Source organism: Brevibacterium sp. AGC70 (assembly GCF_057334195.1).
In genome coordinates this window covers 199,504-223,703 of the sequence record NZ_JBHFIH010000013.1, presented here as the reverse complement: position 1 = coordinate 223,703, position 24,200 = coordinate 199,504, and the positions used below count along the sequence as shown (strand labels likewise).

Annotated in this window: 26 protein-coding genes; 17 read left to right on the top strand and 9 right to left on the bottom strand. The window is 64.4% G+C overall.

All coding sequences use genetic code 11. From position 1 onward, the window contains the following. Nucleotides 1-22 precede the first annotated feature (22 nt). Nucleotides 23-1,174, bottom strand: a complete 1,152-nt coding sequence (locus ACE03M_RS09890; RefSeq protein WP_485933825.1) for a sensor histidine kinase — start codon at nucleotides 1,172-1,174, stop codon at nucleotides 23-25. Next, nucleotides 1,174-1,893 carry a response regulator transcription factor gene (locus ACE03M_RS09885; RefSeq protein WP_143920590.1) on the bottom strand — a complete coding sequence of 240 codons (720 nt, stop codon included), beginning with the start codon at nucleotides 1,891-1,893 and terminating at the stop codon, nucleotides 1,174-1,176. The genes ACE03M_RS09890 and ACE03M_RS09885 overlap by 1 nt, the downstream gene beginning before the upstream one ends. Before the next feature lie 123 nt (nucleotides 1,894-2,016). Here ACE03M_RS09885 and ACE03M_RS09880 point away from each other — a divergent pair, with 123 nt between their 5' ends. Genes ACE03M_RS09880 through ACE03M_RS09870 form a run of 3 tightly spaced genes read left to right on the top strand, consistent with a single transcriptional unit; the run spans nucleotide 2,017 to nucleotide 4,114 of the window. Next, nucleotides 2,017-2,706, top strand: a complete 690-nt coding sequence (locus ACE03M_RS09880; RefSeq protein ID WP_485933824.1) for a glycosyltransferase family 2 protein — start codon at nucleotides 2,017-2,019, stop codon at nucleotides 2,704-2,706. After that, the gene (locus ACE03M_RS09875; protein WP_485933823.1) at nucleotides 2,703-3,308 is read left to right on the top strand and encodes a TIGR04282 family arsenosugar biosynthesis glycosyltransferase; all 606 of its coding nucleotides are present in this window, start codon (nucleotides 2,703-2,705) and stop codon (nucleotides 3,306-3,308) included. The genes ACE03M_RS09880 and ACE03M_RS09875 overlap by 4 nt, the downstream gene beginning before the upstream one ends. After that, nucleotides 3,305-4,114, top strand: coding sequence for a class I SAM-dependent methyltransferase (locus tag ACE03M_RS09870; RefSeq protein WP_485933822.1), 810 nt, complete (start codon nucleotides 3,305-3,307; stop codon nucleotides 4,112-4,114). Before ACE03M_RS09875 ends, ACE03M_RS09870 begins: the two co-directional genes overlap by 4 nt. On the opposite strand, the gene ACE03M_RS09865 is transcribed toward ACE03M_RS09870, so the two are convergent. Both ACE03M_RS09865 and ACE03M_RS09860 read right to left on the bottom strand, forming a co-directional pair. After that, nucleotides 4,104-4,583, bottom strand: a complete 480-nt coding sequence (locus tag ACE03M_RS09865; RefSeq protein ID WP_485933821.1) for a hypothetical protein — start codon at nucleotides 4,581-4,583, stop codon at nucleotides 4,104-4,106. The two genes, ACE03M_RS09870 and ACE03M_RS09865, sit on opposite strands and share 11 nt — an antisense overlap. Further along, on the bottom strand, nucleotides 4,580-5,782 hold the full coding sequence (locus ACE03M_RS09860) for a molybdopterin-dependent oxidoreductase (RefSeq protein ID WP_485933819.1): 1,203 nt from the start codon (nucleotides 5,780-5,782) through the stop codon (nucleotides 4,580-4,582). Before ACE03M_RS09860 ends, ACE03M_RS09865 begins: the two co-directional genes overlap by 4 nt. Before the next feature lie 161 nt (nucleotides 5,783-5,943). Between ACE03M_RS09860 and ACE03M_RS09855 the strand changes: the two genes are divergently transcribed. From ACE03M_RS09855 to ACE03M_RS09840, 4 genes are read left to right on the top strand one after another with little or no spacing between them, the layout of a single operon-like run. Further along, nucleotides 5,944-6,810, top strand: coding sequence for an MTAP family purine nucleoside phosphorylase (locus tag ACE03M_RS09855; RefSeq protein WP_485933818.1), 867 nt, complete (start codon nucleotides 5,944-5,946; stop codon nucleotides 6,808-6,810). Further along, nucleotides 6,803-7,945: an NAD-dependent epimerase/dehydratase family protein gene (locus ACE03M_RS09850; RefSeq protein WP_485933817.1), complete on the top strand. Its 1,143-nt coding sequence runs from the start codon at nucleotides 6,803-6,805 to the stop codon at nucleotides 7,943-7,945. The genes ACE03M_RS09855 and ACE03M_RS09850 overlap by 8 nt, the downstream gene beginning before the upstream one ends. Beyond that, the gene (locus ACE03M_RS09845; protein ID WP_485933815.1) at nucleotides 7,942-9,402 is read left to right on the top strand and encodes a hypothetical protein; all 1,461 of its coding nucleotides are present in this window, start codon (nucleotides 7,942-7,944) and stop codon (nucleotides 9,400-9,402) included. The genes ACE03M_RS09850 and ACE03M_RS09845 overlap by 4 nt, the downstream gene beginning before the upstream one ends. A 55-nt stretch (nucleotides 9,403-9,457) precedes the next feature. Next, nucleotides 9,458-10,696 (top strand): low temperature requirement protein A, encoded by a 1,239-nt coding sequence (locus tag ACE03M_RS09840; RefSeq protein ID WP_485933814.1) that lies wholly within the window; start codon nucleotides 9,458-9,460, stop codon nucleotides 10,694-10,696. Nucleotides 10,697-10,712: 16 nt separating this feature from the next. On the opposite strand, the gene ACE03M_RS09835 is transcribed toward ACE03M_RS09840, so the two are convergent. Both ACE03M_RS09835 and ACE03M_RS09830 read right to left on the bottom strand, forming a co-directional pair. Further along, complete coding sequence (locus tag ACE03M_RS09835) at nucleotides 10,713-11,069, bottom strand: hypothetical protein (protein WP_485933813.1); 357 nt, start codon at nucleotides 11,067-11,069, stop codon at nucleotides 10,713-10,715. Further along, nucleotides 11,066-11,677, bottom strand: coding sequence for a winged helix-turn-helix domain-containing protein (locus tag ACE03M_RS09830; protein ID WP_186292946.1), 612 nt, complete (start codon nucleotides 11,675-11,677; stop codon nucleotides 11,066-11,068). Before ACE03M_RS09830 ends, ACE03M_RS09835 begins: the two co-directional genes overlap by 4 nt. Nucleotides 11,678-11,770: 93 nt before the next feature. Here ACE03M_RS09830 and ACE03M_RS09825 point away from each other — a divergent pair, with 93 nt between their 5' ends. Genes ACE03M_RS09825 through ACE03M_RS09810 form a run of 4 tightly spaced genes read left to right on the top strand, consistent with a single transcriptional unit; the run spans nucleotide 11,771 to nucleotide 15,156 of the window. Then, nucleotides 11,771-12,895 (top strand): M4 family metallopeptidase, encoded by a 1,125-nt coding sequence (locus ACE03M_RS09825; protein ID WP_485933812.1) that lies wholly within the window; start codon nucleotides 11,771-11,773, stop codon nucleotides 12,893-12,895. Further along, nucleotides 12,892-13,275, top strand: a complete 384-nt coding sequence (locus ACE03M_RS09820; protein WP_485933810.1) for a hypothetical protein — start codon at nucleotides 12,892-12,894, stop codon at nucleotides 13,273-13,275. Before ACE03M_RS09825 ends, ACE03M_RS09820 begins: the two co-directional genes overlap by 4 nt. A gap of 49 nt (nucleotides 13,276-13,324) precedes the next feature. Then, nucleotides 13,325-14,248 carry a tryptophan 2,3-dioxygenase gene (locus ACE03M_RS09815; protein ID WP_485933808.1) on the top strand — a complete coding sequence of 308 codons (924 nt, stop codon included), beginning with the start codon at nucleotides 13,325-13,327 and terminating at the stop codon, nucleotides 14,246-14,248. 8 nt (nucleotides 14,249-14,256) lie between these two features. Continuing rightward, nucleotides 14,257-15,156, top strand: coding sequence for a PaaX family transcriptional regulator (locus ACE03M_RS09810; protein WP_485933806.1), 900 nt, complete (start codon nucleotides 14,257-14,259; stop codon nucleotides 15,154-15,156). Nucleotides 15,157-15,237: 81 nt separating this feature from the next. On the opposite strand, the gene ACE03M_RS09805 is transcribed toward ACE03M_RS09810, so the two are convergent. Together ACE03M_RS09805 and ACE03M_RS09800 are read right to left on the bottom strand one after the other, a co-directional pair. Continuing rightward, on the bottom strand, nucleotides 15,238-16,038 hold the full coding sequence (locus ACE03M_RS09805; protein ID WP_485933805.1) for an alpha/beta hydrolase: 801 nt from the start codon (nucleotides 16,036-16,038) through the stop codon (nucleotides 15,238-15,240). Between the two features lie 38 nt (nucleotides 16,039-16,076). Then, complete coding sequence (locus ACE03M_RS09800; RefSeq protein ID WP_485933804.1) at nucleotides 16,077-16,871, bottom strand: SGNH/GDSL hydrolase family protein; 795 nt, start codon at nucleotides 16,869-16,871, stop codon at nucleotides 16,077-16,079. Nucleotides 16,872-17,073: 202 nt separating this feature from the next. Here ACE03M_RS09800 and ACE03M_RS09795 point away from each other — a divergent pair, with 202 nt between their 5' ends. Together ACE03M_RS09795 and ACE03M_RS09790 are read left to right on the top strand one after the other, a co-directional pair. After that, on the top strand, nucleotides 17,074-18,354 hold the full coding sequence (locus ACE03M_RS09795; RefSeq protein ID WP_143920575.1) for an amidohydrolase: 1,281 nt from the start codon (nucleotides 17,074-17,076) through the stop codon (nucleotides 18,352-18,354). Then, nucleotides 18,351-20,093: a threonine/serine exporter family protein gene (locus tag ACE03M_RS09790; RefSeq protein ID WP_143920574.1), complete on the top strand. Its 1,743-nt coding sequence runs from the start codon at nucleotides 18,351-18,353 to the stop codon at nucleotides 20,091-20,093. Before ACE03M_RS09795 ends, ACE03M_RS09790 begins: the two co-directional genes overlap by 4 nt. Before the next feature lie 57 nt (nucleotides 20,094-20,150). Here ACE03M_RS09790 and ACE03M_RS09785 read toward each other — a convergent pair whose 3' ends face one another. Continuing rightward, nucleotides 20,151-20,852, bottom strand: a complete 702-nt coding sequence (locus ACE03M_RS09785; protein ID WP_485933803.1) for a uracil-DNA glycosylase — start codon at nucleotides 20,850-20,852, stop codon at nucleotides 20,151-20,153. 163 nt (nucleotides 20,853-21,015) lie between these two features. On the opposite strand from ACE03M_RS09785, the gene ACE03M_RS09780 reads away from it, so the two are divergent. The 4 genes from ACE03M_RS09780 (at nucleotide 21,016) to ACE03M_RS09765 (ending at nucleotide 24,115) form a co-directional block, all read left to right on the top strand. Beyond that, entirely contained in the window at nucleotides 21,016-22,482 is a 1,467-nt protein-coding gene (locus tag ACE03M_RS09780; RefSeq protein WP_143920572.1) for an aldehyde dehydrogenase family protein, read from the top strand. A gap of 275 nt (nucleotides 22,483-22,757) precedes the next feature. Continuing rightward, a complete protein-coding gene (locus ACE03M_RS09775) occupies nucleotides 22,758-23,024 on the top strand; it encodes a DUF3263 domain-containing protein (protein ID WP_204233123.1) in 267 nt (88 codons plus the stop codon). A 2-nt stretch (nucleotides 23,025-23,026) separates the two neighbouring features. Continuing rightward, entirely contained in the window at nucleotides 23,027-23,599 is a 573-nt protein-coding gene (locus tag ACE03M_RS09770) for a LytR C-terminal domain-containing protein (RefSeq protein WP_485933801.1), read from the top strand. Nucleotides 23,600-23,911: 312 nt separating this feature from the next. Then, nucleotides 23,912-24,115: a cold-shock protein gene (locus ACE03M_RS09765; protein ID WP_009881874.1), complete on the top strand. Its 204-nt coding sequence runs from the start codon at nucleotides 23,912-23,914 to the stop codon at nucleotides 24,113-24,115. Nucleotides 24,116-24,200: the final 85 nt, after the last annotated feature.

Sequence of the window (24,200 nt, the reverse complement as noted above, 5' to 3'; positions counted from 1 at the left end):
GCGCAGGAACGTGCGCCGGCGCCTAGTGCATGGGTGCTGCTGCGGGGAGTCGAACCTCGAAGCGCGCTCCTGCCGGTGTGTTGCTGACTCCGACGGTGCCGGCATGGGCCTCGACGATTCCGCGCACGATGGCCAGTCCCAGGCCTGCACCCGCGGTGAGCACCTCGTCTTCCGGAGTTCGTGAAGGGGTGCCGCGCCAACCGGTGACGAAGATTTCGGTCAGGGCCGCGTTCGGGACACCTCCGCCGGCGTCGCTGACCGTGAGCACGGCCTGCTGCTGACCGTTCCGACTCGTTTCCAGCACGACCTCGGCATTCTTGGGAGAGTGCTGCAGGGCATTCATCAACAGGTTTTCGACCACGCGGGTCAGCTCCCTGGGATCACCGGTCACCACGACGTCCTGGAGGCCCAGCGCCTCCACCGAGATTCCCTTGGACTCGGCGATCGGACGCAGATCGGCCACAGTGTCTGAGACCAGGTCGTAGAGGCTGATCTCGATGCTGTCGAGCTCGAGATTGCCCGACTGTATTCGCGACAGGGCGAACAGATCGTCGACCATGTGTGAGAGCCGATCCACCTGCAGCCTGATCTTCTCGTGGTACCTGGTGGGATCGTCGACCATTCCGTCTTCGAGCGCCTCGGCCATGGCCTTGAGCCCCGCCATCGGAGTCCGCAGGTCATGTGCGATCCACGCGATGAGTTCTCTGCGCGACCGGTCGAGGGCCGCCACCTCATCTCGGGCATCAGCGAGCTTCTGGCTCGTGGAGATGAGTTCGGCCTTCACCTGAGCGGTCTCGGAGACGTCCTTGGGGTCATGGCTGGCACCGAGGCGACGTCCCTCACCGACTTCGGCCGTCAGGGTCTTGAGGTCGCGGTACTCCCGGGCGATGAGCCGGCCGAGCACCCACGTCACGACCATCGTCGACAGGAAGGAGGCGAAGGCGACGGTGAAGAACACGTAGAGGTCGTGTTCAGACAGATACATGGCCGCGGAGATAGCGATCATGCCGGCGAGTACGGACGACAGCGTCGTCGCCACAATGATGACGAGTCGAGCTCTCAGCGATCGACGTCGGAACAGCCACAGTGCAACGACGCCGAGTGCACCGATGACCACAGAACAGCCGATCGCGACAAGAAAGATGATGGACATCTCCGGAAGCGGCAGGAGCATCAGCTCACCTCCTCAACGTCGAAGCGGTAGCCGGCTCCCCACACCGTGGCCAGGTGCTTCGCCTGGGAAGGGTCGTCTTCGATCTTCGCTCGCAACCGGCGCACGGTCACGGTGATGGTCGACAGGTCGCCGATCTCCCACCCCCACACGGACTTGAGAAGGGCCTCACGATCGAAGACCTGGTGCGGGTGCTTGAGGAAGAAGGCGAGGAGATCGAATTCGCGTGCCGAAAGATCGAGGGGAACCCCGTTGCGGCTCACCTTCCGGGCGGAGACGTCGAGTCGGAACGGGCCCAGGCTGAAGGGGACCTCTGGAGCCGCCTCGTCGACGGTGCGTTTGAGGATCGACCCCACACGCAGGACGAGTTCTCGCGGGGAGAACGGTTTCGTCAGGTAGTCGTCGGCCCCGGATTCGAAGCCGTCGATCCGGTCCTCCGTGGCCGAGAGCGCGGTGAGCATGAGCACCGGAACGTCTGAGAAGGTCCGCAGACGACGGCACACCTCTGTCCCATCGATGCCCGGCAGCTTCCGGTCGAGCACGACGAGGTCGGGAACCCCCTCTGCGACGGCGTCGAGGGCTTGGAACCCATCGGTGACCTCGTCGACGAGGAACCCGGCGGCGCGCAGATAGTTGCGGGCAACCTCGGCGACGGTCGGGTCGTCCTCGACGAGGAGGAGCCTGCGGTCGCGCAGGGGAGAGCTCGCAGGTGCATGAGTCATGGCCTCAGTCTAAGAACCCGAACCCCGGGCCGAGCCCCGAAACCGTTGCGAGGGGGCGGTTTGTCCCTGTTTCGTAAGATTTCTCGACCGTCTGTGGAGGGGCCAGATACCTAGTCTCGACGTATGCCGAAATCTTCGCAGCCGACCCCCGCGGCGCCCATCGACCTCATTCTGCCGTGTCTCAACGAAGCGCGTGCCCTGCCCGGAGTTCTCGGGAGCCTTTCGCCCGGTGTGCATGCCATTGTCGTCGACAATGGATCGACCGATTCCTCCGCCGAGGTTGCCCGGGCTTCTGGTGCCCAGGTGATCGTCGAATCCCGGCGAGGCTTCGGCGCGGCAGTGCAGGCTGGGGTGATGGCGGCAACGGCCGAGGTGGTTGCGATCTGTGACGCGGACGGGTCCTTCGACCTCGCCGAGCTCGGCCGGGTGAGTGGACCTGTGTTGGCGGGAGAGGCCGATCTCATGCTCGGTCGACGCCGCGCCACAAATCTGCGGGCCTGGCCGGTCCACGCGAGAATCGCCAACCGCGTACTGTCCGGACTCATCCGCGTACGCACCGGTCTGGAACTCCACGATCTCGGACCCATGCGCGCCATACGCAGAGCGGCACTGCTCGATCTCGACCTGCACGATCGCCGCAGCGGCTATCCCCTCGAAATGGTGCTGCGCGCCCACCTGGCGGGTTTGCGAGTCGATGAGGTGCCCGTGAGCTACCGGCCGAGGACCGGGCGTTCGAAGGTGACCGGCACGCTGAAGGGCACGCTCACCGCGATCGCCGATATGACCCGAATGATCAAGGAGATCCCCTCTTGACGACACTCATCATGCTCGCGAAGGAGTGCATTCCGGGACAGGTCAAGACCCGCCTGCACCCGCCGCTCAGCCTCGAGGCCGCCGCCGATATCGCCGCCGCCTGCATCGACATCACCGCCACCGCCGTCGAGTCCTTCGAATGGACGCGGAAGATCCTCTGCTTCGACGGTGACTCACTGCCCCGCGACTTCGACGGCTGGGATGTCATCGAGCAGGCTCGTGGCGGACTCGATGAGCGGATTGGCGCGGTGTTCGACGTCTGCAGCGGACCGAGCGTCCTCATCGGAATGGATTCCCCGCATCTCGATCCCCTGGTGCTCGAAACCGTGAGTCGCAATTGGCCAGAGGGATGTGATGCCTGGTTCGGTCCCGCCGTCGACGGTGGATTCTGGGCTCTGGGACTGCGCGAACCCGACGGTGACGTTGTGCGCGGGGTGCCGATGTCGCGTGGCGACACTGGGGCGATCCAGTACGCACGGCTCATCGACGCTGGCCTGGCGACGGCGATCCTGCCGAGCCTGCGTGACATCGACACGATCGATGACCTCGATGCCGCGGCCCGACTGCTGCCCGGAACGGTACTGGGAACGAGGGCATCATGACTCTCACGGCGCAGCCCACCTATTTCGGTCACGGAGGAGCCCACCCGTATGAGCGCTCGCTGCTGGGCGGCGGGGCACTGACCCTCCGTGCAGTCGGGGACACCTCAATCACGGCAGGAAGGGCCGGCGAGATTCCGGATCCAACAGTCTGCGCCCCTGGCGCTGCGTGCAGCGCAGCCTCTGCCGCGACGACGATCATGGACGTCGATCGTTATACCGCGGAGGCCGATGCAGCCGACCTCAGCGTCATCGAACACAGCGCCGGTTCCGTCATCGACTTAGGCTGCGGTCCCGGCCGAATGGTTCGGGCCGCGATTGTGTCCGGGCGCTTCGCCCTGGGCATCGATGTGTCGGCGACCGCCGTGGCGATGGCCCACGTTTCGGGGCTGCCGGTCCTGCGCCACGACATCAACGACGCCCTGCCCTTGGAAGGGAAATGGGGGACCGCGCTGCTCCTCGACGGGAACATCGGCATCGGCGGCGACCCACGTGCCCTGCTCAACCGTGCCCGCCTCCTCGTCAACCCACAGGGGCTCGTCATCGTCGAGACCTCGGCCGGGGAGGGGGAAGAACGCTGCTTCCTCGCCGAGGTGCGCGACCGCTGCGGTCGATCGAGCGAACCCTTCCCTTGGGCTCAGATCGGTGCCGGTCCGCTCACCCGGATCGCCGCCGAGGTGGGGTTGCAGGTCGAGGCGCGCTGGAGCGTGGGAGGTGATGGCGAAGGTGGCAACGAGGCAGGAGCCGACGCCGAAGCTGCTGACGCCGAAGCTGCCGGCGTGCGCACGTTCGTGGCTCTCAGCGCCTGAGACGTGCGGCGATGAGGCCGATGCCGAGGACTGCTGCGACAGCCGCGACGACGAACGCCCACAGCCACAGGAGATTGTGGGCGTAGTCGCCGGGCAGAATCGTCGGATTCGCAACACCGCGGCCCAACGCCACGATCTCCGGCACGACGACTACCGAGATGAGGCTCGCCGCGACGAGCAGTGCGCGGACGATCGCGAGCCGGCGAGAACCAGGATTCGGCCGGAAGTCAGAGCCTGACTCAGCAGAGCCTGAGTCAGCCAAAGAACTCGTCTTCTGGCCGAAGGCGAACCGAGCGATGAGCGTCACGATGGGTACGAGGATGAAGTCGTGGAGGACGACGGCCGCCGCCAACCAGGTGGCGAGTCCGATGATCTGGTCGAGACCGAAGCGGGCGAGCACGAGGACGGCGCCATAGGACGCAATGCCGATACCGATGAGAACAAGAGAGGTTCTCAGAGCCACAGTCATGCGATCACCTCGATGCTCGAAATCCATTTCGTCTGCAGGACACCGGGTCGACCGGGCGCGATGATGCGAGCGGGGTACCCGTGATCGAGGTCGAGGACCTCGCCGTTGAGCTCCAAGGCGATGAGTGTGAGATCGTCGGAGGCGAATTCCGGGCCCATCTCGCTGGTGGCATATCCGCCCCTGGTCTGCAGGCTCGAGACTCTGATCCGCGAATTCGGGTCGATTCCCGTACGGCTGAGGACCTCATGCAGCGCCACGCCCTTCCACCAAGCGGTGGTCGACCAGCCCTCGACACAGGCGATCGGAATGACCGCCTCCGTCTGCGGCAACGCCAGCAGTTCGTCACGGGTGAACCGCTGCCACACCCCCGGTCCGCTGACGTCGAGCCTCCATTCGGGGTCGACGGCGGTGGTGAGCACATCCGCCGCGTCAGCGGTGCGATTGACCGGCAGTCCCTGCGGCCCTTCTCCGTACCTGCGTGGACCGAAGAGGTTGATGCCTGCGAAGACCTTCGTCGACTGCCCGGCGGTGAAGGCCACGATGGCCCCCGTCGCGGTGAGGACGGAAGCGAGGAAGAGACGGCGATCGAGCTCGACGGTGCGGGGCCGGATCCGCCAGTGCTCGATGATCTTCGGCAGTTGGAAAGAGACATGGGCAAGCAGCGTGCCGACGATCACCCAGGCCAGCGCATAGTGGGTGGAGCGGAACGAGAACGGCCAGCCGTACCAGTGGTAGATGTTCATGACGCCGATCGTGAGTTCGAGGAGACTCGCAGAGACGAGCACCCCGATGAGAGCCCGTTCGAGGAGATGAACCCACGAGGTGATCGGCGGCCAGGTGAAGAGACGTGGGAAGACGGTCCACAGCTTCGCCAGGAGCAGGGGGACCGATGCCAGGCCCGCTGCCACATGCACGCCCTGGGTGATCTGATAGATCGTGACAGGACGAGTGGCCAAGCGCATCCAGGAGAGGGGATCCTGAAGGAAGTGGCTGAAGAGGCCGGTGACGAAGCAGACCGCGAAGACGAGTCCGAGCAGGCGACCGACGACGACTGCGGTGCGGGGACCGCGGACCGGGTCGGAGGGTGCAAGCTTCGACGACACCGCGTTCCGTGCACTCTCGAAGCGCGAGCCTCCGCTCGAGTCGGTGTTGACCGGCGGCTGTTCATCTCCGGGAATTCGAGGATCGTGAGCGGACATGGTTCGAGACTAGGGACGCACCGTCGGCGCTGTGCTCGGATTTTCTTACGGTCCGAGGACATCGGTGGCCAGGTTGTCATCGTCTCGTAAGCATTTCCCACCTCGTGCCCACTCTCGGCCGCGACACAATGAACGGACACGAGAGAGAAGAAGGAGCACATATGAACCCCACGGAGGACCGCCTCGGCGAGGCCGCGGCCGCGGAGCCAAGTCCGCGCATCGCCGTCATCGGCGGATCGGGGCTCTATGAGCTCCTCGCCCCATCGGAGCGCATCGATCGTCGTATCGACACACCCTACGGCCCGCCATCCGGCACGATCACTCTCGGTGATCTCGACGGCACACCCATCGCCTTCCTCCCCCGCCACGGAGCCGGGCATGCGCTCGCCCCGCACGAGATCAACTACCGCGCGAACATGTGGGCACTGGCCTCACTCGGAGTCAGAACCGTCGTATCGTCGAGCGCCGTGGGCTCAATCAACCCCGACATGCCCATCGGTAGTTTCGTCATCCCTGATCAGATGCTCGACCGCACCACTCGCCGGGCCTCGACCTACTCGGGTGGTGGCCTCGTCGTCCACCTGCCGTTCTCCGATCCCTTCACCCCCGACCTCGTTGCCAAAGCCCGAACGGCCGTGCGCGCGCTCGGCGAGGCGGTCCCCGACTCCGGGACCACCGCCGTCATCGAAGGCCCTCGGTTCTCCACCCGGGCCGAGTCGCGGCTCCTGCGCGAATCCGGCGGCGATATCGTCAACATGACCCAGTACCCGGAGGCCGCCCTCGCGGGGGAGCTCGGCATGGGGATCGTCAACCTCTCATTCGTCACCGACTTCGACGCCGGGCAGAATCTCGCCGAGGCGGTCGACGCGAGCGTGGTCCTCGACCGCCTGCGTGCGGCCGAACCTCGAATCATCGCCGCCCTGTCCGCGATCGTCGCGGCCATCGACGCGGACTACAGGCCGCCGCAGCTTGTGCCTGCTGAGACCATCCGAGCGATCCTGACCCATACGGTGGCCTCCGATGCATGAGACCGCCCCGCACCTGCTCGTGACCGGAGGGGCCGGATTCATCGGCGCCGAGGTTGTCGCCGCGGCACTGCGCGCCGGTTGGCAGGTCTCCGTCCTCGACAACTTCCGCTCCGACGTTCATGCTTCTGCGCTGACCTCGCCACGTTTGCTGGCCCGATTCGGAACGGAGTTCACGGATCGCCACGTCCGCGTCGTCCACGGCGATGTCGCGGATCCCGGTGTCCTTGACCGTGTCCTCCCGGGCGTCGATGCTGTCAGTCATCAGGCCGCGAAGGTCGGCCTGGGTGTCGATTTCTCCGACAGTCCCGACTATGTCGCGAGCAACGAACTGGCAACCTCCGTTCTGCTCGCAGCGATGGCACGACATGGTGTGAAGGACCTCGTCCTCGCCTCGTCCATGGTCATCTACGGCGAGGGGGCTTACCGTGACGAGAAGGGGCCGATCGCCGCCGATCTGCGCAGCCGGGCCGACCTCGACGCCGGACGCTTCGATCCCATGTCACCGCGCACCGGCACACGGCTGCTCCCGGATCTCATCACCGAGGACGGAGCGTGCGATCCCCGCAATGTCTACGCGGCGACCAAGCTCGGTCAGGAATTCCTCGCCGCCTCGTGGGCCCGCGCCACTGGAGGCCGGGCCGTTCTCCTGCGTTATCACAATGTGTACGGACCCAATATGCCGCAGGGGACCCCCTATGCCGGAGTGGCTTCGATCTTCCGCTCCGTCCTCAAAGCAGGCAACAGACCCCGAGTGTTTGAGGACGGGAAGCAGCGCCGCGACTTCATCCACGTCAGCGACGTCGCCCGCGCAAATCTCGCCGGTCTCGACTGGTCTCAGGGACAGGCAGCGGGTTCGGTGCGAGCCTTCAACGTCGCGACCGGAGACGTCCACACCGTTGGAGAGATGGCGCTCACCCTGGCCGAGACTCTGGGCGGTGGCGCGCCCATCGTCACCGGCGAGTACCGCCTCGGCGATGTTCGCCATATCACCGCCTCGGCGGCGCGCATCCGGACCGAGATGGATTGGGTGCCGCGCATCGGCTTCGCCGAGGGCATGGCCGAATTCGCGAGGGCCCCGATGCGCGATGCCCACGCGTCGCAGGAGCCTGCGGCAGGGGAAGTGTCCCGGGGGTGAAGCGCGGGGGTGTGTGGCCCGGGTTCGGCGGCGTGCTGGCGGCTCTGGCCCTCGTGGCCGCCGCGATCGTGTTCCCACTCGTGACTGGGGTGGACGTCAAGGTGTTGAGCCTCCCGCCCCTGTTCGCCGAATTCCGACCTCGAGTGGGAATCGGAAGCATTGCTGCGGTGGCCATCGCGGTCTCCGTCGGAGTCTGGGGATTCCGGGCCGCCCAACGGCTGCCGTGGCGAATGCTTCTGATGCTCACCGCTCTCGTCTCCGCGGCATGGATGCTCGCCCTCGACGCGATCGACGGGCTCTCTCATCTTGGTGGAGAGCTTGAGAGCGACGCGGAGTATCTGCCGACCGCACGCCAGATCGCGGACGAGGGCTTCTTCTCCGGTGCATCGTCGCTGCTCACCAGGTACGTCGACCGGATCCCCCTGGCCAGTGCCCACAATCTTCCTGTCCACCTCGCAGGTCACCCGCCGGGAGCCGTGCTCTTCTTCGCTCTCCTCGTCTCTCTGGGGTTGAGCTCGACGTACGCCATCGGACTCGTTGTCACCCTGATTGCGGCGACCATTCCCCTCGCGATCATGTGCACGTGCAGGAACCTCGGTATCGAGGCCCGCGCTCGGATCCTCGCACCATTCCTTGCCACGGCGCCCGCCGCGATCTGGTCGGCCGTGTCTGCCGACGCTGTGTTCGCGGCCGTGGGCGCGTGGGCGATCGCTGCGCTCAGCGCTGCAATGGCGGTGCGTTCGCGGGTGGAGGGGGGACGCCCCGCGGTCACCTCGCGGGTTCGTGTCGGGTGGCCGGCGGTCGGGTGGCCCGCGGTCGGTTGGTCAGTGGTGTCGGGTCTCATGCTCGGATTGGGAACCTATATGAATTACGGCTTCCCGCTCCTCGGGGCCGTGGTCCTCGCCGTGTTCGCCGCGGCACGGTCCATTCGCCCGCTGCCGTGGGTCATCGGTGGGGCGCTGCTCGTCGTCGGCGTCTTCACCGTCGCTGGATTCTTCTGGTGGGAGGCCTACCCGGCGCTCAGCCAGCGGTACTGGGACGGGTTCGCGTCCTCTCGGCCTCCCACGTATTGGATGTGGGCGAACCTCGCGGCTCTCATCTGCGCGACAGGTCCAGGCATCGGGGCGGGAATCGTCGAAACGGCGAGGGGCTCCCGTCGGGCGATGTTCTCGCAGCACTCGAATGAAGCTGCGCACTCGAATGAGGCTGCGCACTCGAGCGAAGCTGACCGCCGGCTGCGCGTGGTGGTTCTCCTTGCTTCGTCAGCTGTGGTCATGGTTGTGGCCGCCGACCTGTCGAATATGAGCAGGGCGGAGGTCGAGCGCATCTGGCTGTTCATGGTGCCGTGGCTGCTCGTTTCCCTGGCAGCTGTTCCTGACAGGTCCAGGTCGTGGCTGCTCGGTCTCAATCTCGTCTTCGGCCTGGGGCTGGCCCACGTTGCGCAGAGCGCTTGGTGACACCGGTCTGGTGGCTTTGACGCGTTGACCCTAAGCTGTTCCCAGCCAGTCTGTCATGCACCTGCCGTTGCCCGGCCCAAGCACGAAAGCCCTCGATGTGAACACCCCCACGAGTCCCAGCCGATTCCGCCTCGAACCGTTGCGCCCTCGCGACCCCGGTGAGCACGGTCGCACTGCGAGTTCGCTCGAACTCTTCTTCGACCTCACCTTCGTCATCGCGGTGAGCATCGCTGCGACCCAGCTCCATCACAGCGTCGCCGAGGGGCACCTCGGTGACGGCTTGGTCGCCTACCTCATGATCTTCTACGCCGTCTGGTGGGCGTGGATGAACTTCACCTGGTTCGGTACGTCGTTCGACAACGACGACTGGCTCTACCGCGTGATGACCGTCGTACAGATGGGTGGAGTGCTCATCCTGGCTGCGGGTATCGAGCCCGCCTTCGTCGACGGCGAGTTCACCATCGTCGTTCTCGGCTACATCCTCATGCGCATCGTCATGATCGCCCAATGGCTGCGCGCATCACGGAGGGCAGGTCCCGCACGGCGTGCGACGATCTTCTACGCATGCGGAATCGGTCTCGCCCAAGTGCTGTGGATCGCGTGGCTCGCCATTGAGCCGCAGGGGATGGCGCTGGTCTGCTTCGCCCTCCTGGTGCTCGTCGAGCTCAGCGTTCCTGTCATCGCCGAGATCCGCGGCTCGACGCCGTGGCATCCGCATCACATCACGGAGCGCTACGGGCTGTTCACGATCATCCTCCTCGGTGAAAGCCTGCTCGCCTCCGCCAATGCCATCTTCGGAGCCTTCGCGGACAACGGTGAAGTGATTCCTCTCGTGACCCTGGGCTCGCTCTGCCTCGTCGTCACCGCATCCATGTGGTGGATCTACTTCTGGCCGCCCCATCACCGGGCGGTGTCATCGATTCGCAGAACCCTCACCTACGGTTACGGCCACTACTTCGTCTTCGCCGCCGCTGGTGCGTTCTCTGCCGGAGTGGGCGTCGAAGTCGACTCGCAGCTGAGCCACAGCGAAATCAATCCGCTGCTCGGTGCCTTCATGATCGCGGTCCCGATCGCGGTCTTCGTCCTCGGCGTGTGGGTGCTGGCGATCAGGGCCAATGCCGGCAGGGTCGTCAACATCGTCGTTCCTGCCTGCGCGGTGCTGGTGCTCTTGGATCCGATCATCCCGATCCCGACCTTCCTTACGACATTCTTCATGATCATCATCGTCATCACCCTCATCGTGGCAACGCCGACGGGGGATGAATCGTCCACCGGCGCCGAGGTGAGGGCGTGAGTTCGGGAGCCTAAGCTCAGTTCGGAGGGCCGATGAAATGCCTCATGTCGCGGTCCTTCGCATCTTCGAGCCTGCGGGCGATCTCGTCCGCGCGTGCTGCGGGGCGAAGAGCATGCCTGCGGCCCGCTTCAATCAGCCACACGCCGAGGCGAATCATGGCCCGACTGAGTCCGCGAAGTCGCATGTCCGATGGGGACGACTGCGGCTGGGCTGCCATTTCGGGGCCGTGCGGGGAAGCTGGTCCTGCTCGGAGCATCGTTGCCCGCGCGTCATCGAGGAAGATCTCACGGGTGGTGGTTGTTGTGCGCTCGACGATTCTGCCGGGCCCTCGTGGGAAGGTCTGCGGTCGGATCGGATAGATGAGGGTGCTCATGATGGAATTTCCTCTCCATCGGTCAGGGGGAAGGCGTTGAACTGGATCTGCACGGGACGGGATCCGGGGTCGTTTCGACCGCGGAACTCCGTGACGACGGCGTCGATCACTTCGTGCACCCGGTCGTTGATCTCCCGCAGCTGAGCAGGCGTGACATGCACATTGCTCGTGTCGATCGCCGCGGCATCGGCCCATGCATCGGGCAGCAGATCGTCCGAGTTGAGAGCGTCGACGAAGTCCTCAAGCGCACGAGTGCGGTTTCTGGTCCACTCACGCAGGATGAAGCCGGTCGAGGCGCTGGCAGAGGGGTCTTCCTTGGCGGCGTTTCGGCTGACATCGATCGCACCCGGGGAGCGGTCCCACCACTTCGCTCGCCCGCCGGAGATGCCCTCAACCTGGTGGATGAAGTTGTGGCGGGCGAGCTGACGCAGGTGGTAGCTGGTCGAACCTGTCGACTCGCCGAGCCTGCTGGCCAGACTCGTCGCCGTCTGCGGACCGAACTTGGACAGTGCGTCGTAGATCTCGACTCGCAGCGGATGTGCGAGCCCCTTGAGTGCTTCGGGCCCAAGGGTTCGGATCGGTGTCGGAGAGTCTGATTCTTCAGCCATATTGCAAAGATACGCTTGCAAAGAATTCTTTGCAAGGAAAAGTTTGCATCGATTTTCCATTCGTTGCACCAGCAGAAGTGGCACCCTGGTCATATGAGTCTTCGACATGTCATCCCGCCCTACCTGCTCGATGCGATCGCCGAACGCGGAGGCGAGAAGTTCCCTCGTGCCGCCCGTGCTGCACGCAGCTGTCAGGTCTCCGACGAGTCCTGTCGCAACTTACGTGCCGAGGGGCTGCGGTATACGCCGGTGGCCAAGCCCGATGGGGGAGTCCAGGACTCCCGGGGTGCGAGGCACTCTCAGGTCATCGGTGCCAGTGCTGGGGTGAACCGACTCATCCACGACGCGCAGGGCACCGAGACCCTGCCGGGAGTCCTCGTTCGCAGCGAGGGCGAGCAGTCGGTGTCAGACGAGGCGGTCAACGAGGCCTATGACGGGCTCGGGGCCTCCTACTCACTCTTCGCCGAGGCCTTCGATCGCAACTCGCTCGACGGCAAAGGGATGCCGCTCATTGCCAGCGTCCACTACGGCCAGGACTATGACAACGCCTTCTTCGATGGTCGGCTCATGGTCTTCGGTGACGGCGACGACGAGGTCTTCACCGGCTTCACCGGGTCGCTGTCGATCATCGGCCACGAGCTCAGCCATGGCGTCATCAGCCACACAGCCGACCTCGAGTACCTCGGGCAGCCCGGTGCGCTCAATGAGCACTGCGCCGACGTCTTCGGGGCCCTGACCGAACAGCACGACTCCGGGCAGGATGCGGGGGATGCCACCTGGCTCATCGGCGCAGGCATCTTCACCCCCGCGGTCTCCGGCACAGCGCTGCGTTCGATGATTGCGCCCGGCACCGCCTACGACGATGATGTCCTCGGCGCGGACCCGCAGCCTGACCACATGGACCGCTTCGTCACCACTGAGTCGGACAACGGCGGTGTCCACCTCAACTCCGGCATCCCCAACCGCGCCTTCGCGCTCGCCGCCACCCGCCTCGGTGGCCCAGCATGGGAGACCGTGGGGCAGGTGTGGTTCGCCGTGCTGACCGGATCCGACATCACCACGCGCACCGATTTCTCTGGCTTCGCGGCCCTGACCATCGCCGAGGCGGTCGCCCAGTTCGGAGAGGGGTCCGACGTTCATGACGCGCTCGTCCAAAGCTGGGGCGCAGTGGGAGTCACCCGTGGCGCAGGTCGCGGAAACGTGGGGAGCAGCTGGTGAGTGAGGAGGCTCCTCGTCCGAGCGACTCGGCCGGTGCGAGCGATGGGAGCAGTGGCCGCAGCGACGGCTTCGGCCACCTCGTCGTCGAGCGCAGCGGTGGGATCGGCGGGCTGCTGCTCGTCTGGGACCTTGATATCGACTCGAGTGAGCATCGGGAGGAGATCGGTCCGAAAGTGGCACAACTCCCGTGGCAGGGCGACGCGACTTCGCAGACTGCCGGTGGTTGCGGTGCCGGGGCTGACAGGTATGTCTATGTGATCGAGAGTCGCTTCGGCCTTGTGCGCTTCGGCGAGGCCGAGATGCCGGGGGAGTGGAAGAGCCTCGTCGAACAGGTGCGCGAGATCGCTGCCCCCGAGCGGCGTAGGCCCGGGGCGAGTTGATGTTGCAGACTCAGTCCGTGCGGACGTAGATTGCAATAGACTGCTTGTCATGACTCATGACGACTCCACCGCGGCCAAGAACGAACGGGATCTCGAAGACGGCATCCACACGGACCTGCGGTCGACGATGACCTACAGCTCCTACCTCAGCCTCGACCGCCTGCTGACGTCCCAGCACCCCGTCAGCGAACCGGTCCACCACGACGAGCTGCTGTTCATCATTCAGCACCAGACCACTGAGCTGTGGTTCAAGCTCGTCATCCACGAACTTCTCGACGCACGCCGCCTCATCGCGGGCAACCAGCTCCAGCTGGCCCTCAAACGCATCGCCCGAGTCAAGCACATCCAGAAGACCCTGACCGAGCAGTGGTCGGTGCTTGCAACCCTGACACCGAGCGAATACGTCGGCTTCCGCGATGAACTGGGCCAGTCATCTGGCTTCCAGTCCTGGCAGTACCGGGCCGTGGAATTCCTTCTCGGGAACAAGAACGCCGGCATGCTGCAGGTCTTCGACGGTGAGCCCGAGGCCCGTGCGCAACTCGAAAGATACCTCAACGAGCCAAGCGTCTACGACGAGTTCCTGCGTGCCCTCGCCCGCCGCGGCCTTCCGGTTCCGCAGCGACTTCTGGACAGAGATGTGAGCGTGGCGCACACCTTCGATGAAGAGCTTCTCGACACCTTCCGGATCATCTATGAGAACCCGCAGGACTACTGGCTGGAGTACGAGAGCTGCGAAGAGCTCGTGGATCTGGAGGAGAACTTCCAGTTCTGGCGCTACCGGCACATGCGCACGGTGCTGCGGATCATCGGAATGAAGCGAGGCACCGGCGGGTCGAGCGGCGTCGGCTTCCTGCAGAAGGCACTTGACCTCACCTTCTTCCCCGAGCTCTTCGACATCCGCACCGGCATCGAAAACGGACCCGGCACCGCGACCGGCGGCCAGAATTCCGCGACCGGCTGTCCGGGGCTCTGAGTCCGATCGTGGATCTCGATCACACGTCCGGCAGCCCCACCTCCTTGCTGCGGACCTTCGTCGGACTCCATCTGCGAGACCTGGGTGGGTGGATCCGGGTCGCGGCTCTGCTTGACCTCCTCGCCGCTGTCGGCGTCTCGAACTCCTCGACGCGCAGCGCCGTGTCGAGACTCAAAGGCAAAGGGCTGCTCATTCCCGACAAGCGCGGCACCGTGGCCGGATATCGTTTGGACCCGGCGGCCGTGACCGACCTCGAACGAGGTGACCGGAGGATCTTCTCCTACCGCGGGCAGAGGGATGACGAACCCTGGTGCCTGGTGTCCTACTCCCTGCCCGAGGTGGACCGGTCGAAACGGGTGCAGCTGCGTCGAGCACTCATGGGACTGGGATTCGGTGCAGTCATCGACGGTCTGTGGATCGCCCCCGGACACCTGCGCGCCGAGGTCGAAGACGCGCTGGAGACGCTTGAGGTCCGAAACCGGGCGACGATCTTCCTCACGCAGACACCGCTGACGGCCGAGCCCTTCGCCCAGGCGGCGGCGAGATGGTGGGAGCTGGACACGCTGGCTGCCCGGCACACCGAATTCCTTGGTCGGTACGAGCACTCTGCGTCGCGCATGGAGAGCTCAGCGCCGAAAGCGCCGCACGCAGAGAGCTCAGCGTCGCACGCAACGGTTGCAGAACACACCGGTTCAGCAACGCAGCCCGAACCCCGTCAAGCATTCGTCCTGTGGCTGCGCTGCGTCGACGACTGGAAGACGATCCCCTACGTCGATCCGGGCCTTCCACCCAGCGCCCTGCCCGCGAACTGGCCCGGCATGAGGAGCGTCGAACTCTTCGCTCAACTGTCCCGCAGTCTGGCAGAACCGGCACGTGCCCACGTCAGAGAGATCGCCGCCGGCAGGTGACCGGTACACATCGGTGCACTTTGGCCGGAGCCGGAGCCGGCGTCGTTCAACAGACGTCGATGCAGCCCGCCCTGGGTCGATTCAGCTCAGCAGCGTGTCGACCACAAGCGGGAAGTAGGGCGAATCGGGATCGACGAGGTCAGCGTGATCGGCGCCCTCGGCGATGGTCAGCCGGGCCGGGAACGTCCGTGAGAAATCGATGTCGACCGTCTGATCCCGGTCGCCGTGGAGGATGCGCAGATCCACCCGAGAGGGGATGAGCAGCACTCGAGAACGCGGATCCTCGCGCAGATACGCCGCTAGATTCTCTTCCGGCCGCGCACCCATGTAGTCGAGCACCGCGCCGTCGCCCAGCTCGTCCTCCACCTCCCGGAATAGGTCGGTGATCGGCGCCAAGGGTCTGAGCCGGAACCCAGGTCCGTCCTCGCCGAGGTGGCTCGCCCAAGCCAGCACCAGGCACCCACCGGCGGAGTGGCCGGTCACGACGAGATTGTTCCGTGCCCGTGCGTTCACACCCCAGTGCGACAGTGAGCCGCATGCGAAGGCAATGGCGGCGGCGACGTCATCGAGGCAGTTGGGCTGCCCACCCGAGCGCCGGTATTCGATGAGGACGCACAGCACCCCCGCCTCGGCGAGGGCAAGGGCCATGGGTCGGGCATGGGCGAGATCCGTGCGCTGACGGAAGTAGCCGCCGTGGACGAGAATCACCGTCGCCGAGGCGGTGCCCGGGTCGCCGTAGACCTCAAGGAACTGATCGGACTCGGTTCCGTACTCACTCCGGTTGGCCGCCCGTTTCGAGCCGAGATCGGCACCGGCGTCACCCAAGGCGGCAAAGCGCTCGTCCTGCCGCATCGAACTTGTGGAAGGACTGTCGTCGTTCATCGAGGGTTCGTTCGCCTTCGCAGTTGGCTCGTTCGCGGTCATTCGGGTTTGCGCACGCGAGTCAGTTCGGGAAGCTTCGCACCGAGCTTGTCGCCCGAGGACTGGCCGCGCAGGCGCCGACCTACCCAGGGGGCGAAGTGCTCACGGGCCCATTTCGACTCCTCGCTGACTGCGGCGCGGATCGGCCGCGTCGGGCGTGCTGGCATCGCGAACCCTGTCACGGGCAGCGAATGTCCGCTCTCCAGGGTGGCCAGTGCCTGATCGGCGACGAGGTCGTGGCCTTTGGGTGAGAGGTGGATCCGATCATCGGCCCAATTCTCGCCGGCGTAGAGGGGTCGCAGGCCCCAGACGTCGATCATGTGGCAGCCGTGACGCTGAGCGATCGACCACAGGTGGGTGTTGTAGATGCCCACGCGCGGACGTACGGCGCGGATCAGAGGTGAGCTGATCTCCGTGTCGAAGCCGTTGCACATGAGCACCTCGATGCCGGCCTCGCGGAAGGCGACGACGGCGCGTTCGAACTGATCGGCCAGGTCATCGATGTCGGCCGTCGGGCGCAGGCAGTCATTGCCGCCGCCGCAGAAGCTGACCAGGTCGGGTTTGAGGGCGAGTGCCTTGGGCACCTGCTCATCGATGATCCGATCGAGGAGACGCCCGCGGATGGCCAGGTTGGCGTAGGTGAGCTCGGAACTGCCCACGGGGGAGTCGACGAGCTTGCCGGCCAGACGATCGGCCCATCCCAAGTACCGGTCCTCTTGGTTGGGGTCATGGTCCATCAGCCCTTCACTGAAGGAGTCGCCGATCGCGACATATGACGTGATTGTCTGGAGCATCGCAGGGTCCTTCTCTCATTGGTTCTCTGACTCCGAACTATACTGAATCGGCCTTGCCGGAATCAGGTCGGACTGCCTTGCTGGAAACGGATCAGACTGCAGAAGACCCCGGCGGCACCGCGTCGTGACCAGTGCCGAGCGCCTGGCGTAGACTCGAATCGACACGGATCTCATCTTTGAAGGTCACTGCAGAAGGAGCACAATGTATCGTTCGGTTCCGGTTCCCGAGATCACTGATTTCGCCATCACCAATGCTCGGATTGTGCCCATCGCAGACGCCGACGGCAGACGTGTCGAACCGATCGAATCCGGCACGATCCTGGTCTCGGACGGAACCATCACCTCAGTGGAATCCGGCGCTGGCGCCGCACAGGATCTGCCAGCCGGCACGAAGGTCATCGACGCTGGGGGCCGCTGGGTCCTGCCGGGATTCATCGAAGCCCACGGCCACCTCGGCGTCCATGAGGATGGCGAGGGCTGGTCAGGTGACGATACGAACGAGATGACGAATCCCAATGGTGCCGGCGTGCGTGCTCTCGACGGCATCGACCCGAGTGACCTCGGGTTCAAGGACGCACTGCGCGGGGGAGTCACCTCGGCGCTCATCAAGCCAGGATCCGGCAATCCGATCGGCGGGCGCACCGCCTTCGTCAAGACCTGGGGTCGGATCGTCGACGAGATGCTCGTGACGCAGGATCTGTCCGTGAAGTCCGCACTGGGAGAGAACCCGAAGCGCGTCTACGGTGAGAAGGACGTCACCCCGTCCACACGCATGGGAACTGCGAAGATCTTCCGCGACGCCTTCGTCGATGCGCAGAACTACCTGGCGAAGCGGGCCCACGCCGAAGCCGAAGGCACACCCTTCGAACGTGACCTTGCCAAAGAGACCCTGGCAGATGTCCTTGAGCGAAAACTCGTATTCGACCAGCACTGCCACCGCGCCGATGACATCGCCACGGCCATCCGGCTGTCCGAGGAATTCGGCTACCGACTGGTCATCAACCACGGCACAGAGGGCCACAAGATCGCTGACTACATCGCCGACAAGGGCATCGACGTCATCCTCGGGCCCCTCATGACCAGCCGGTCGAAGGTCGAGCTGCGCGATCGCACTTTGGCGACCGCGGGCGCCCTGGCCAAGGCCGGGGTGCGCATCGCCCTGACCACCGACCACCCCGTCATCCCCATCAACTTCCTCATCCATGAGGCCTCCCTAGCCGTCAAGGAAGGCCTCGACCCGGTCATCGCGCTCGAAGCTCTGACCATCAACCCGGCCGCGATCTTCGGCCTCGATGACCGGCTCGGCTCACTGGCACCGGGTCGCGACGCTGACCTCGTCATCTGGTCCGGTGACCCGCTCGACCTGAACTCCCGCGCCGATCAGGTGTTCGTCTCCGGCCGCAAGGTCTTCGAGTTCGACGCCGCAGCAGGTTCTGCCGATGTGGCGGACCCATTCGGCCCGACTCTCATCAGTGAGCCGTGACGGACGACAGCACAGAAGAGGCCCCCACCGCCGAGGTACCGGTCGACGCCCAGTCGTCGTCCGGACCTGAGCACGGTGCGAACCAGGCCGAGGCCGGATCCTCGGCGTTGCAGGAACTGCTCGAACTCTCTCGTCAGCAGCGCCTGCAGGAGCTGCGCGAAGCACCGACCGGAGCGCTGAAGTCCGCGGACGTCGACCCTGCAGGCCCGAAGTCAGCGAAAGCGACGACAGCCAAGTCGAAGCCGAAAGCCGACCAAAGAGGCACCTCTCAGCGGGTCGCACAGCGCGTGGCCAGACGCACCGTGGGCAGACTCGTCTCCGGTGCCTCGGTCAACACCCAGCCGGTGCCGATCGTCACCGCCCTCAAAGGCAGCCCGTACAAGGCTCCGGTGCAAGCCAACGAGCCTGCCGAGGACGAGGCCAGGATGGTCCTCGACCTCGCGGCCGACATCGCCGCGATCATGATGCGCGCCGGCGCAGGCACCTCCGACATCGAAGTCTCCGTCATCGCGGCCTGTGCGGCCTTCGGGCTGACGACTGCGCAGGTGGACCTGACCTCGAACACCCTCACCGTGCACTATTCGACCTCTGATGGCCGTCTCATGACCGTCATGCGCGTCAACCGGGGCGAATCCATCCACTTCGCGAAGCTCGGTTCCGTGCACAAGCTCGTCACCGATCTGGTTGCGGGCAACATCGGATTCAACGATGCACGCAGCCGCCTCGACGCCATCAGGTCGCAGCGACGTCCCTATCAGGACTGGTTCGTCACAGGAGCCTGGGGACTGATGGTCGGCAGTCTCGTCGTGATGCTCGGCGGCGGAGCCATCACAGCAGTCCTCGGAATCGTCATGGCGATCTTCATCCGGGAGAGCGGCAAGTTCATCGGCCGCACCAGTCTGCCCAATTTCTTCATCACCACGCTGCAGGCGGCGATTGCGACCCTGGTGGCGATGGTGGCCGGGAACTTCGGCATCATCGAATCACCGCAGTACCTTGTTGCTGCCGGAATCGTCCTGCTTCTGCCGACTCAGTCTCTGTATTCGTCTGTCCAAGACGCCCTGACGAACTTTCCGCTCACTGCGGCCGGGCGAATGGTGGGAGTGGTCCTGACCCTGGCCGGCATCGTTTCGGGTTTGGCACTGGGAGTGGTGACCGGCGAGGCGATCGGCCTCGACCCGATCGAGGTTCTCGTGCCCAAGACCGGTGTACATGTCCTCACCGCGATCGCCTCGATGATCGCAGCGGCAGTCGTCTCAATGGCGGCAGTCGTCGCCATGCAGTCGACGAGGCGGTTCATCCTGCCGGCCGCGTTCGTCGGTCTTGCCTCCTACATCACGATCACGGTGCTGACGGTCCTCGAGATCGACAATGTCCTCGCCAGTCTGCTGGCGGCGACCGTGAGCGGTTTCCTTGCACGACCGCTGTCCCTTCGGTTGGGCGCGCCTGCCATCGTTCTCATGATTCCCGCGATCTACACCCTGCTGCAGGGGCTGTCGATCTTCACCGCCGTCTATCTGATCGTCGCCGAATCCGAGACGACGTCCTTCGCAGTGGGACTGTCCTCGCTGTTCACCGCGATTCTTGCCAATGCGGCACTGGCCGTCGGCGCAGTGCTCGGCAGCTACCTGGCCCGGCCGCTGAAGAACCTCAAGGCAGACGCTGTGGAGAAGACCGCCGAATCTGCGCGCTCGAATGAATCGACGATCACTCTGGACACTGTCGAACCCCGCGACTGAGTGCCGACACGTTCACTGGCTGCCCGCTCAGTGTGTCCACGCTCAGCATCGGCACGTTCAGTCCTGGGGTGGGAGGGCCCAGTCGATGGGCGGTATGCCCTTCTGTCCCAGCAGTTCGTTCGTCCGCGAGAACGGTCGGGATCCGAAAAAGCCTCTGCTGGCCGACAGCGGCGACGGATGCGCGGACTCGATGGTCGCAACCTCGGAGCGACCCGACTGCAGCATCGGTGCCAGATTCCTCGCGTCACGGCCCCAGAGTATCGCCACGAGCGGCTGATCCCGGTCGACGAGTGCGGCGATCGCGGTTTCGGTGATGGCCTCCCAGCCGCGTCTGCGGTGGGATGCGGGCTCGCCCGGTGAAACAGTGAGCACCCTGTTGAGCAGCATGACTCCCTGCCGAGACCAGGCCTGCAGATCACCATGGGCGGCAGGCTCGATGCCCAGGTCGGAGTTGAGTTCCTTGTAGATGTTCGTCAGCGACCGGGGGAGCGGACGCACCTCGGGATCGACGGCGAAGGACAGACCGATCGCATGTCCGGGGGTCGGATAGGGATCCTGACCGACGATGAGCACCTTCACCTCGGCGAGGGGCTCGGCAAAGGCACGGAACACCTTGTCTCCGCTGGGCAGATAACTGCGCCCGGCGGCGACCTCCTCCCGCAGTAAATCGCCCATGGCATGGATGCGATCGGCCTGGCCGGACAGCGCCGTGGCCCAATCGGGGGACATGATCTTCGTCAGTTCGGCTGTGGACGTCATGGCCGCGATTCTACCGATGGGGTGAGGCTCGGTGCCGATGTGCACACAACGCAGATCAGGTGTGCATCATCGCCTACCCTCCCACCATTCTTTTCGGACCCGGGCAGACGATATGCTCGACGACAAGAGTTCATCGCAGAACTGAGTAGGTGAAAGGATCACTATGTCGCAATTTCCCGAGGCCACGAACTGGAAGATGTTCATCGGCGGAGAATGGGTCGAAGCTGCCGACGGTGACAGGAAAGACGTCATCACCCCCATCGATCGCAACGTTGTGATCGCCACTGTGGCCAATGGCAAGGAAGCGGACGCCGATCGCGCCGTCAAAGCTGCTCGGAAGGCATTTCCCGAATGGGCTGCGCTTCCGTTCAAGGAACGGCAGAAGATGCTCATCCGCTGCGCCGACGCCCTTGAAGCCGCTTCCGAGGAACTGGCCCAACTGACCGCGATCGACACCGGCAACGCCATCCGGACACAGGCACGTCCGGAAACGATCATCCTGGCCGACCTGTTCCGCTACATGGGCGGAGTCGCCGGCGAGGTCAAGGGCAACACTCTGCCGGCCGGTGACGGTCAGCTGCAGTACACGAAGCGGGTGCCTCTCGGCGTCGTCGCCGGAATCCTGCCGTGGAACTCACCGCTGATGATCGCAGCCTTCAAGACCCCGGCCGCACTGGCTGCGGGCAACACGATCGTCCTCAAATGCGCCGAGGATGCACCGCTGACGATTCTGAAGATGGCTGAGCTGCTCGCCGACATCCTGCCGGCCGGCGTCCTCAACGTCGTCACCGGCAAGGGCTCGGTCATCGGTGAAGCACTCAACGTCCACCCCGACGTCGACAAGGTCTCGTTCACCGGTTCGACGAACGTCGGCCGCCACGTCGCGGAACTGGCAGGCGGACGTCTTGCTCACTCCTCGATGGAACTCGGCGGCAAGAGCCCCAACATCGTCTTCCCAGACTCGAACGACGACGACACCCTCCAGCAGGTGCTGCTTTCGACTCGCTTTGCACGCCAGGGACAGTCCTGCACGATGGGTTCGCGTCTGTTCCTGCACGAGGACATCTACGATGACTTCCTGGGCAAGCTCGTCGACGCAGTCTCGAAGATGAAGGTCGGTGACCCTCGAAATGAGGACTCCGACATCGGCTGCATCATCAACGAGAAGCAGTACGATCAGGTGTCTGACTACATCGAGATGGGCAAATCGATGGACGGCGTTGAGATCGCCTACGACGGTTCGGACTCACTCGAGGTCGGCGAACCCGGTTTCTACCACGCGCCCGTCATCTTCTCCAAGGCCAAGAACGAATGGCAGACCAGCCAGGAAGAGATCTTCGGCCCCGTCCTCTCCGTCATTCCCTGGAAGGACGTCGACGAGGTCATCGACATGGCCAATGACAGCGAATTCGGCCTCGCCGCGTTCGTGTTCACGAGGAACGTCGATGCCGCGCTGACCATGGCCAATCGGATCGAATCCGGCTGGGTCCAGGTCAACCAGGGCGGCGGCCAGCTGGCAGGCCAGTCCTACGGCGGAATGAAGACCTCCGGCTTCGGTCGTGAGGCATCGCTGGAGGGCATGCTCGAAGGCTTCACCCAGATCAAGCAGGTCAACATCCGCATCCGCTGATCAGCTCTCGCTCGACAGGTCGTCCGATTCGGACCACTGGTCGGCAATCTCGACCCACTCTGCTGTGGGCGACTCACCCACTGTGGTCAGTCTCCTGCAGCAGGGTGGGTTGTCTGATTGTCTGACCTTGAACGGTGTCGGCGGAGATGCGCAGGCGCGCTGGTGGGAATGGAAAGGCGCGCTGACGGACGCGCGACGGCGCGCCGGGAATTTCAGTCCTGTCGTCCGGGCGATAATATAGAAGCAACGATTCATCTCGAAGGAGCACAACGTCTATGCCGCAGAACCAAGGCGCACCCGAACTGAGTGAGCTCGAGGTGTCCGTTTTGGAGTTCGAGCGGCGCTGGTGGAAGTACGGTGGAGCCAAAGATCATGCGATCCGTGAGCGGTTCGACATGTCTGCCACAAGCTACTTCCAGATCCTCAATGCCCTGCTCGACAACCCAGCCGCTCTTGCCAGTGACCCAATGCTGGTCAAACGCCTGCGTCGCATCCGCACTACGCGGCAGAGCGAACGAGCACAAGCCCGCGTCTCGAGGTAGACATGACTGACGAATTCGACGAGATCGAAACTGGACGACGCAGCGGAGCCCATCGACAGGAGTCCGCGGCGCAGTCGAATGTCGGTGCCATCGCACTGATCATCATCCTCGCCCTTGTTGCCGTTCTGCTGGTGGTCGCTGCCATCAACATCATCACCTCGTCGATGAAGGACCCCGAGTCCGACGTCGCCGATTCCGGGTCCGACAAGACCTCCTCGGCGAGTCCATCGCCGAGCGAGAGCGAAGTCAGCGTCGCAGACTCCTCGGTCACGGTTGACGTCCTCAACGGTTCCGGAGTCTCGGGAACCGCGAAGAAGTTCTCCGAAGCGGTGGAGGAGAAGGGCTGGGGCCTTGGCGAAGTCGGCAACTATTCGACAGGACTGACCGACTCCACGGTCTACTACGCTGATGAGGCGAATGCCTCTCAGGCGAAGATGGTCGCCGAGGCGCTCGGCATCGAGGCCGTCGAGTCCTCGACGGACTTCGACACCGACATCACTGTCGTCATCTGTTCGGATATCGCCGAACGCGGACCCGAACCCAGCGAAGGCGGTTCAGGCGAAGCCGAGGGCTGAGTGTCCGCACGTATCTCAGCGGAAATGAACTCGTCTGCCAGGAGAAATGAACTCTCCGAATGGTCCGTATAACGAATTGGTAACAGTGTTGAGCGGTCGGAGGACCTGTCCGACGCTGGGGTAGAGTTGCATCAGCTAGGCAAGCACTGCCCTTGTGTTCTATTCGTGCTTCACCGAGATCATTCTCCAGAGGTCAATGAGAGAAATCGCGGGGTCGGTTGAGTTTTACTAGCTTCCGTAGTCCGCTGCGCGGCCAGACAGGTTGCAAACGGGTGATGGAATGTCAATGACACTGCACTGTATGGAGAAGTAATGGCACAAGGTACCGTCAAGTGGTTCAACGCCGAAAAGGGCTATGGTTTCATCACCCTGGAAGGCAACAACCAGGATGTGTTCGTTCACTGGAGCGCAATCCAGATGGATGGCTACCGCGCTCTCGAAGAGGGCCAGCAGGTTGAGTTCGAAGTTGGAGAAGGACAAAAGGGTCCTCAGGCGGAATCCGTCACCCTCCTCTGAGACTCACGTACGTAAAGTCTTTTGATCCGCCTCGGCGGGATGGCGGCTCAGGCCCGAATCCTATCGAGCGGGGAAAGCGCCAAGC